This window comes from Pseudomonas sp. P4_C3 (assembly GCF_056402075.1).
In genome coordinates this window covers 41652-50606 of sequence record NZ_JBFUIC010000012.1, presented here as the reverse complement: position 1 = coordinate 50606, position 8955 = coordinate 41652, and the positions used below count along the sequence as shown (strand labels likewise).

Annotated in this window: 9 protein-coding genes and 1 pseudogene; 8 read left to right on the top strand and 2 right to left on the bottom strand. The window is 57.4% G+C overall.

Annotated elements, in window-relative coordinates:
• From AC1DVH_RS04700 to AC1DVH_RS04685, 4 genes and pseudogenes are all read left to right on the top strand, one after another.
• A pseudogene (locus tag AC1DVH_RS04700) lies at positions 1-383 on the top strand (sodium-dependent transporter); the annotation flags it as partial.
• A 7-nt stretch (positions 384-390) separates the two neighbouring features.
• On the top strand, positions 391-825 hold the full coding sequence (locus AC1DVH_RS04695) for a type II toxin-antitoxin system RatA family toxin (protein ID WP_108218128.1): 435 nt from the start codon (positions 391-393) through the stop codon (positions 823-825).
• On the top strand, positions 818-1132 hold the full coding sequence (locus AC1DVH_RS04690; RefSeq protein ID WP_108218129.1) for an RnfH family protein: 315 nt from the start codon (positions 818-820) through the stop codon (positions 1130-1132). The genes AC1DVH_RS04695 and AC1DVH_RS04690 overlap by 8 nt, the downstream gene beginning before the upstream one ends.
• A gap of 227 nt (positions 1133-1359) precedes the next feature.
• A complete protein-coding gene (locus AC1DVH_RS04685) occupies positions 1360-1770 on the top strand; it encodes a hypothetical protein (protein WP_477752820.1) in 411 nt (136 codons plus the stop codon).
• Positions 1771-1921: 151 nt separating this feature from the next.
• Here AC1DVH_RS04685 and AC1DVH_RS04680 read toward each other — a convergent pair whose 3' ends face one another.
• On the bottom strand, positions 1922-2449 hold the full coding sequence (locus AC1DVH_RS04680) for an outer membrane protein assembly factor BamE (protein WP_223458575.1): 528 nt from the start codon (positions 2447-2449) through the stop codon (positions 1922-1924).
• Positions 2450-2546: 97 nt separating this feature from the next.
• Between AC1DVH_RS04680 and fur the strand changes: the two genes are divergently transcribed.
• Positions 2547-2951 carry a ferric iron uptake transcriptional regulator gene (gene fur / locus AC1DVH_RS04675; RefSeq protein ID WP_003197684.1) on the top strand — a complete coding sequence of 135 codons (405 nt, stop codon included), beginning with the start codon at positions 2547-2549 and terminating at the stop codon, positions 2949-2951.
• A gap of 76 nt (positions 2952-3027) precedes the next feature.
• On the opposite strand, the gene recN is transcribed toward fur, so the two are convergent.
• Complete coding sequence (recN, locus tag AC1DVH_RS04670; protein ID WP_477752819.1) at positions 3028-4701, bottom strand: DNA repair protein RecN; 1674 nt, start codon at positions 4699-4701, stop codon at positions 3028-3030.
• A gap of 240 nt (positions 4702-4941) precedes the next feature.
• Between recN and grpE the strand changes: the two genes are divergently transcribed.
• The 3 genes from grpE (at position 4942) to dnaJ (ending at position 8946) form a co-directional block, all read left to right on the top strand.
• Entirely contained in the window at positions 4942-5508 is a 567-nt protein-coding gene (gene grpE, locus AC1DVH_RS04665) for a nucleotide exchange factor GrpE (RefSeq protein ID WP_477752818.1), read from the top strand.
• 102 nt (positions 5509-5610) lie between these two features.
• The gene (gene dnaK, locus AC1DVH_RS04660) at positions 5611-7527 is read left to right on the top strand and encodes a molecular chaperone DnaK (RefSeq protein ID WP_477752817.1); all 1917 of its coding nucleotides are present in this window, start codon (positions 5611-5613) and stop codon (positions 7525-7527) included.
• A gap of 294 nt (positions 7528-7821) precedes the next feature.
• Positions 7822-8946, top strand: coding sequence for a molecular chaperone DnaJ (gene dnaJ, locus AC1DVH_RS04655; RefSeq protein ID WP_477752816.1), 1125 nt, complete (start codon positions 7822-7824; stop codon positions 8944-8946).
• The last annotated feature ends 9 nt before the right edge of the window (positions 8947-8955 follow it).

The window sequence follows — 8955 nt, the reverse complement described above, 5'->3', positions numbered from 1 at the left end:
GCACTAAGGTGAGTCGTGCATGGGTTACTTTCTGGCTGGCTTTCAGCTGCTGGTTTGTCGGTCTGGGCACTGTGTTCTCCTTCAATATCTGGAAGGAGGCCAAGTTCTTCGTGAACGAAGGCGGGATGTTCCACCTCTACCAATGGGGAGCCGCCGGTGGTCTCGACTTCTTTGGCGTGATCGATTTCTTCACCTCGCGACTCATGTTGCCGCTTGGCGGTTTGTGTTTCGTGGTGTTTGCGGGCTGGATCATGGGGCGTGAAGCGGTGCGCGACGAGTTGTCGATCCGCAACCCTGCGCTGTTTGGCCTGTCCTTGTTCTTGATGCGCTATGTGGCGCCCATCGGCATTCTCGTAGTGTTTGCCGCCCAGCTGTGGAAGTGACGCTGACATGACGACACATATTTCACGTTCGGCCTTGCTGCCGTACCCGGCACAAGCGCTGTATGACCTGGTCAACGACGTGGCGCGCTATCCGGAGTTTCTGCCGTGGTGTTCGTCGGCCGAAGTCCTGGAAAGCTCGCCTGAGCATATGAGGGCGAGCGTTGGCGTGGCGAAGGGCGGCCTCAGTCAGCACTTCGTGACGCGCAACGCTCTGGTTCCCGGTCAATCGATCGAAATGAATCTTGAAGAAGGCCCGTTCAATCAATTGCATGGTGTGTGGGTGTTCAAGCCGCTGGGCGAGAAGGCCTGCAAGATCAGTCTTGATCTGTCGTTCGATTATGCCGGGCCGCTGGTTCGCGCCACATTGGGGCCATTGTTCAATCAGGCCGCCAATACGCTGGTGGATGCGTTCTGTCAGCGCGCCAAGCAGATTCATGGTTGAAGCCGTGATCGATATCGAAGTGGTGTACGCCGCTGTGGACAGGCAGGTGCTACTTTCACTCGCGGTGCCGGTCGGCACTACGGTTCGGGCGGCCGTGCTCAAGTCTGGTGTAGGGGCAGAGTTTCCTGAGCTGGATCTTGCCGCCTGCCCGGTGGGTATCTTTGGCAAGGTGATCACCGACCCGGACACTCGAACGATTCAGGCGGGGGATCGAATCGAAATCTACCGGCCGCTGCTGGCGGATCCGAAAGAGGTCCGTCGCCTGCGTGCAGCAAAAGCGGCCGAGGCCAAGGCGCGGAATCAATGATTGAATTGCGCGCCAGGCACTAAAATTTCCGCCCACAGGTGGTTCAATCCCTGAGTGTAAATATGCTTTGTAGGCTTTTTATCGGGGGAATGTAGGATTGGTTTGAGTATTGAAGAGAATTTTCTCTTTGCTTCAATCTTGATTGAATGTGGTTCCGATTAAGCCTAAATCAAGTCTTGCCCTCGTTATGTGAGGGGCAAATAAACTCATTTAGGGATAAATCTGAAATGGACTTGATCAAGTCGTTGAAGCATATAAGTGTGCTGGCAGCAATGGCTGCGGCTTTCACTGTCATGCCGGCCAGTGCAGCCTCCAATGTGTTAACCGCCACGATAAGCGCACAAGGCAAGGTGGTGGCTCAGGCACCCGAGTGGATCTCTGCGGTAGAGTACTTCTCCCAGGCTGATTATTTTGCGAACTATAAGGTTAGCTTCAAGTCGGATGTCTTCATCCAGGCTCCACGGTTCTGCTCTGTATCCCTTACGAACAGCCGTTCCGAAGATGATATTTATTATGGGCGGGCGCGACTTGGGTCTACACCCAAGCAGAATAATTTGAGTGTGATCACTCAACTGGCAGGAATGAAGGGCCCTTCCGGTGATGGTTCCCAAGACTTTATGCTGATGTGTATTAAATAAGCGGGAATCATCGATAGTGATTCCGGCAAGCGATCCGGATCGATCACTATTGCCGGTACATAAAAAAATCCGCCGCCAGAGGTCTGGTAGCGGATTTTCAGAGCAGCCTTGCTGGAGCTTGAATGCCCAGGCAAGCGGCATCATTCGCCAATTACTGCGGCGAGGTGTCCAGCGGTTCAGGCGTCGGGACTGGAGCGGTTTCTACACCGTCGACGTCCTTCTGGATCTGATCCAGCAACGAACCTGGCTTGACCGGTTTTTCCGGTTTTGGCTTCTCGACGTTTTCTGCCGGGGCAGCCACTGTCGTGCCGCTGTCCTTACCAAGGATGGCTTCGTCGCGGCTCACGCCTGGCATGAAATCACCGGAGAGGCTGACAAGCTGGTCATTTGGGTTGAAGATAACGCTGATGCGTTCCTGTTGGCGTTCACCGCCACCGGGTTGCAGGCTGTACAGATAATCCCAGCGATCGGCATGGAAAGTGTCAGTCAGCAGAGGGTTGCCCATGATAAATCGTACTTGCTTACGGGTCATTCCCGGGCGCAACTGGTCTATCATGTCCTGCGTGACGACATTGCCCTGCTGGATGTCGATTTTGTAAACCCCGGGGAATGAACAACCGGCGAGTGCGAGCAGTCCCACAAAGGTGAAACTGGTTAGCAAGAGCTTGGTGTTTTGCATCGGTGGGCGACTTCCACTATCTTGGCTGGGACAACGTAAACGCCGATCATACCCGCATTAAGAGAAGCTGCGAAGCAGCATCGCGAGAAAGCTGACCATGGTTGAAAATAGCGAACTACGCAAAGCCGGCCTCAAAGTGACCCTGCCACGGGTCAAAATTCTGCAAATGCTCGATTCCGCCGAGCAGCGCCACATGAGTGCCGAGGATGTCTACAAGGCCCTTATGGAGGCTGGTGAGGACGTCGGTCTGGCCACGGTTTACCGTGTTCTGACCCAGTTCGAGGCAGCTGGCCTTGTGGTGCGGCACAACTTCGACGGAGGCCATGCGGTCTTCGAACTGGACGACGGAAAGCATCACGACCATATGGTCAACGTCGAAACCAGCGAAGTGATCGAATTCTTCGACGAGGAAATCGAGCGGCTTCAGAAAGCAATCGTCGACAAGTATGGCTTCGAGATGGTTGATCACAATCTGGTGCTGTACGTGCGCAAGAAAAAGTAAGCATGTCGCGCGAACTTGAGGTTCGCGAAACGAACGAAGGCGACCCCAGGGTCGCCTTCGTGCTTTCTGCCTTTATTCAGGCTTTTGCGGCAACCACCATTTTTTTTGCATGCGCCAAGGACTCTTTGGTGAGATCGATGCCCCCCAGCATCCGTGCGACTTCTTCGACGCGGTCGTTTTTGCTCAATCTGGAAACGGCAGTGCGGGTGGCATCTTCGCCGCGCACTTTATGTACAAATAAATGCTGATGACCTTGCGCTGCCACWTGCGGCAAGTGGGTCACGGTCAGTACCTGCCCGCGCTCGCCGAGCCTGCGCAGCAACTGGCCGACGATTTCTGCAGTCGGACCACCGATACCAACGTCCACTTCGTCGAACACCAGGGTGGGAACGCGAGATGTCTGCGCGGTGATGACCTGAATCGCCAGGCTGATCCGCGACAGTTCGCCCCCGGATGCGACTTTTGCCAAAGCTTTCAATGGTTGGCCCGGGTTGGCGCTGACCAGTAATTCAACCTGTTCAAGTCCGTTAGGCAGCAGTTCGTCGCTACTGTTTGGACGCAGCTCGATGGTGAATCGCCCACCAGGCATGCCCAGGCGCTGGATCTCCAGTTCCACGGCGCTGGCCAGGCTGCTCGAGGCTTGATGACGCAGATCGCTCAGTTCGCGAGCCTTTTCCTGATAATGGCGAGCGTATGAAGACAGCTCATCGCTTAGCCGCTCGATGGATTCGTCGTTGGCATTCAGGGTTTCGATTTCATCCAGCAGTTTCTGCTGCATCTCGGCGACTTCGGTCGGCTGGATGCGGTGTTTGCGCGCAAGGGTGTAGATCGCGTCGAGGCGCTCTTCGAGGTATTGAAGGCGCGACGGGTCGGCGTCGAAATTGTCGAGGAAGCGGTTCAGCTCGCCAACAGCCTCTTCAACCTGGATCTGTGCACTGGTCAACAAGCTGCTGGCTTCGCCCAGTGCACCAATCGAACTGTTCACGCTGGACAGGCGGTTGAGGCTGGCGGTGAGGGCGTTCAGTACATTCCCGGAATCGCTTTCACTGCATTGCTCGACGACTTGCCGGCAGATGCCCAGCAGGGTTTCGGCGTTGGTCAGGTTCTTGTGTTCCTGCTCTAGCTGCTCCAGTTCGTTGTCGCCAAGGCCGAGGTTTTCCAGTTCTTCGAGTTGATAGCTGAGCAGCTGATGGCGAGCGCGTTGTTCGTCGCCGGAGTTGGAGAGTCGCTCCAGCTCCTGGCGAGTCTGGCGCCAGCGCTGTGCGGCAAGCTGCACCTGGCGGGCAAGGTCCGTGGCCCCGGCGTACTCGTCGAGCAGGCGGCGATGGGTGTCGGTCTTGAGCAGGGATTGGTGTTCGTGCTGGCTGTGGATGTCGATCAGCAGCTCGCCCAGCGCCTTGAGGTCGCCAAGCGGGCAGGGTGTGCCGTTGATGTAGCCACGCGAGCGCCCTTCGGATGTGATGACCCGGCGCAGGATGCACGGGCCGTCGTTTTCGAGGTCGCGTTCGGCCAGCCAGGCGCTTGCTTCCGGAATGTCGACCAGATCGAAGGTGGCCAGGATGTCGGCCTTGTCGGCGCCGGGGCGGACCACGCCGCTGTCGGCGCGATCACCCAGGGTCAGGCCCAGCGCGTCGAGCATGATCGACTTGCCCGCGCCGGTTTCCCCGGTGATCACGCTCATCCCGCGATCGAGTTCGAGATCGAGATGTTCAACGATGGCGTAGTTGTGTACGGACAGGTGCACCAGCATATGGGCCGCTCCCAGGTGTTAGGTCTGGTTATTTATACAGTGTTTTGTTTCTGGCTGACAATGCCCCTCGTTAGCTCGATTCGCTCGACCCGACGAAAGCCTTATCGCGACCGGGAATGACAAAGCAGTTGTTTTTTGTAGGGTTAATCGTCGGCGCCCCTTGAAGCCGGATTTTGCGGCCCCATATAGCTGGGCAGAAGCGCGAGTTGAGCTCGCGGACGATATTGAAAGGAGAAATCTATGGCTGACGAACAGACAGTGGATACGCAAAACCCAGACGCCAACCAGGCGCCCGAGGCTTCGGGTGAAGACCTGGCGGCTCGTGTACAAGTGCTCGAAGAGCAACTGGCAGGCGCTCAGGATCAGGCTTTGCGTGTAGCCGCCGATCTGCAGAACGTCCGCCGTCGCGCCGAGCAGGATGTGGAGAAGGCTCACAAGTTCGCGCTGGAAAAATTCGCCGGCGACCTGCTGCCGATCGTCGACAGCCTGGAGCGCGGCCTGGAACTGTCCAGCCCGGACGACGAAAGCATCCGTCCGATGCGCGAGGGCATCGAGCTGACCCTGAAAATGTTCCAGGACACCCTCAAGCGTTATCAGCTTGAAGCGATCGATCCGCATGGCGAACCGTTCAACGCCGTTCAACATCAGGCGATGGCCATGCAGGAAAGCGCCGATGTCGAGCCGAACAGCGTTCTGAAGGTGTTCCAGAAGGGCTATCAGCTCAATGGTCGCTTGCTGCGCCYGGCGATGGTCGTGGTCAGCAAGGCGCCTGCGCCGGTTTCGCCTTCGATTGACGAGCAGGCTTGAAATCCGCCGCAAGGCCCCCATTTATAAGTCAAGCGTTTAAGTGCTACCGCAGTTAGCCACCACTGCTGCGGCAACCAAATCCAAAGTTTYGGGAGAGTGAACATGGGCAAAATTATCGGTATCGACCTGGGGACTACCAACTCCTGCGTCTCCGTGCTGGAAAACGGCAAGGCAAAAGTTATTGAAAACGCTGAAGGCGCGCGTACCACGCCGTCGATCATCGCTTACGCCAACGATGGCGAAATTCTGGTTGGCCAATCGGCCAAGCGTCAGGCTGTGACCAATCCGCATAACACCCTGTATGCGGTGAAGCGTCTGATCGGTCGTCGTTTCGACGAAGAAGTCGTGCAGAAAGACATTCAGATGGTCCCTTACAAGATCGTCAAGGCTGACAACAGCGACGCCTGGGTTGAAGTGAACGGCCAGAAAATGGCACCGCCACAAATCTCGGCTGAAATCCTGAAGAAAATGAAGAAGACCGCCGAAGACTACCTCGGCGAGACTGTGACTGAAGCGGTGATCACCGTTCCGGCCTACTTCAACGACAGCCAGCGTCAAGCCACCAAGGACGCCGGCCGCATCGCCGGTCTGGACGTAAAACGTATCATCAACGAACCAACCGCAGCTGCTCTGGCTTACGGTATGGACAAGGCGAAGGGCGATCACACCGTGATCGTTTACGACTTGGGCGGTGGTACTTTCGACGTTTCCGTGATCGAGATCGCTGAAGTCGATGGCGAGCACCAGTTCGAAGTATTGGCCACCAACGGTGACACGTTCCTGGGTGGTGAGGACTTTGACATTCGTCTGATCGACTACCTCGTCGACGAATTCAAGAAAGAAAGCGGCATGAACCTCAAGGGTGATCCGCTGGCCATGCAGCGCCTGAAAGAAGCCGCTGAAAAAGCCAAGATCGAGCTGTCTTCCGCTCAGTCGACCGACGTGAACCTGCCGTACATCACTGCGGACGCCACCGGTCCTAAGCACTTGAACGTGAAGATCTCCCGCGCCAAGCTCGAAGCGCTGGTGGAAGACCTGGTTCAGCGCACCATCGAACCTTGCCGCATCGCTCTGAAAGACTCCGGTATCGACGTTGGTGCGATCAACGACGTGATCCTGGTAGGCGGTCAGACCCGTATGCCTCTGGTGCAGAAGCTGGTAACCGAGTTCTTCGGTAAAGAAGCTCGTAAAGACGTTAATCCGGACGAAGCTGTTGCCATGGGTGCTGCTATCCAGGGCGCCGTACTGGCTGGCGACGTGAAAGACGTTCTGCTGTTGGACGTTAGCCCGCTGACCCTGGGTATCGAAACCATGGGTGGCGTGATGACCGCGCTGATCGAGAAAAACACCACGATTCCTACCAAGAAATCGCAAGTGTTCTCGACTGCCGACGACAACCAGGGTGCCGTGACCATTCACGTGCTGCAAGGTGAGCGTAAGCAAGCGGCGCAGAACAAGTCCTTGGGCAAGTTCGACCTGGCCGAGATTCCACCAGCTCCACGTGGTGTGCCGCAGATCGAAGTGACCTTCGACATCGACGCCAACGGCATCCTGCACGTAGGTGCGAAGGACAAGGCTACCGGCAAGACTCAGTCGATCGTGATCAAGGCTAACTCCGGTCTGTCCGACGAAGAAATCGAGCGCATGGTGCGTGATGCCGAGGCGAACGCCGAGGAAGACCGCAAGTTCGAAGAGCTGGCCGCTGCCCGCAACCAGGGTGATGCACTGGTTCACTCGACGCGCAAAATGGTTACCGATGCCGGCGATAAAGTGACCGCTGAAGAGAAGACTGCAATCGAAGCTGCCGTAGTTGCCCTGGAAGCCGCCGTCAAAGGCGACGACAAGGCTGCTATCGACGCCAAGGTTGAAGAGCTGTCGAAAGTCTCCGCTCCAGTGGCGCAGAAGATGTACGCCGAACAGGCTCAGCCTGCTGAAGGCGCGGCACCGCACGACGACAAGGCGGAAAAGGCTGACGACGTTGTCGACGCCGAGTTCGAAGAAGTCAAAGACCACAAGTAAGTTGTTGGTCGGCCGGTTGACTGCCTTCAGGCGGTGACTGGTAGGATGTCGCCGCGCGGGAGCTTGCTCCCGCGTTGGCGTATCTGGAATACGCGAATTTTTACAGCATGCGACAGCGTTCGCGTACTGGTGGTATGGCCGGAAATGCTCCTGCTTTTCGAGCCGCAAGTACCGCAGAATCAAAGACCAGGATCGTTGAATTGACGTGAGTTGGGTCCGGGCCTGTATTGGGGCTCAACGAGTTCGGCAAACTCAGGAGGGTTTTGTCGGACGTCCTCAAGAGTGCAAAGACTTATGGCAAAGCGTGACTATTACGAAGTGTTGGGTGTTGAGCGTGGCTCAAGCGAAGCGGACCTGAAGAAGGCTTACCGTCGCCTGGCGATGAAGCACCACCCGGACCGTAATCCCGATGACAAGGCGTCGGAAGAGATGTTCAAGGAGGCTAACGAGGCCTACGAAGTGCTGTCCGATTCCGGCAAGCGCGCGGCATACGACCAGTATGGCCATGCCGGTGTCGACCCGAGCATGGGTGGCGGCGGTGCCGGTTTCGGTGGTCAGAACTTCTCCGACATCTTTGGCGATGTCTTCAGTGACTTCTTCGGTGGCGGTCGCGGCGGTTCCCGTGGCGGCGCTCAGCGCGGCAGTGACTTGCGCTACACCCTGGAGCTGGACCTCGAAGAGGCGGTGCGCGGTACGACCGTGAATATCCGTGTTCCGACGCTGGTCAACTGCAAGCCTTGCGACGGCTCCGGCGCCAAGAAAGGTTCTGCGCCGGTGACCTGCCCGACTTGCGGCGGTATCGGTCAGGTGCGCATGCAGCAAGGCTTCTTCTCGGTGCAGCAGACCTGCCCGCGCTGCCATGGCCAGGGCAAGATCATTTCCGATCCGTGCGATTCCTGCCACGGCGAAGGTCGTGTCGAAGAGTACAAGACCCTGTCGGTGAAAGTGCCGGCCGGTGTCGATACCGGTGACCGCATTCGTCTGTCCGGCGAAGGCGAGGCGGGCGCTCATGGTGGCCCGACGGGCGACCTGTACGTGGTGATCAATGTGCGCGAGCACTCGATTTTCCAGCGCGATGGCAAACACCTGTTCTGCGAAGTGCCGATCAGCTTCGTCGATGCGGCGCTGGGTGGCGAGCTGGAGATTCCGACCCTTGATGGCAGGGTCAAGCTGAAGATTCCTGAGGGGACTCAGACCGGCAAGCAGTTCCGTGTGCGTGGCAAGGGCGTTGCGCCTGTGCGTGGCGGTGGTGCTGGCGACTTGATGTGCCGCGTGGCGGTCGAGACTCCGGTCAACCTGAGCCGTCGCCAGCGTGAAATGCTCGAGGAATTCCGTAGTTCGCTGGCGGATGACAACAGCCATTCGCCAAAAACCACCGGTTGGTTCGAAGGCGTGAAGCGCTTCTTCGGCGATTTGTAAGGAGACAGG

What these genes read in the sequence shown, in the direction of transcription:
- AC1DVH_RS04695 (WP_108218128.1), top strand. Translation starts at nt 391, where the DNA reads ATGACGACACATATTTCACGTTCGGCCTTGCTGCCGTACCCGGCACAA.
- dnaJ (WP_477752816.1), top strand. Translation starts at nt 7,822, where the DNA reads ATGGCAAAGCGTGACTATTACGAAGTGTTGGGTGTTGAGCGTGGCTCA.
- AC1DVH_RS04690 (WP_108218129.1), top strand. Translation starts at nt 818, where the DNA reads ATGGTTGAAGCCGTGATCGATATCGAAGTGGTGTACGCCGCTGTGGAC.
- dnaK (WP_477752817.1), top strand. Translation starts at nt 5,611, where the DNA reads ATGGGCAAAATTATCGGTATCGACCTGGGGACTACCAACTCCTGCGTC.
- fur (WP_003197684.1), top strand. Translation starts at nt 2,547, where the DNA reads ATGGTTGAAAATAGCGAACTACGCAAAGCCGGCCTCAAAGTGACCCTG.
- AC1DVH_RS04680 (WP_223458575.1), bottom strand. Translation starts at nt 2,449, where the DNA reads ATGCAAAACACCAAGCTCTTGCTAACCAGTTTCACCTTTGTGGGACTG.
- AC1DVH_RS04685 (WP_477752820.1), top strand. Translation starts at nt 1,360, where the DNA reads ATGGACTTGATCAAGTCGTTGAAGCATATAAGTGTGCTGGCAGCAATG.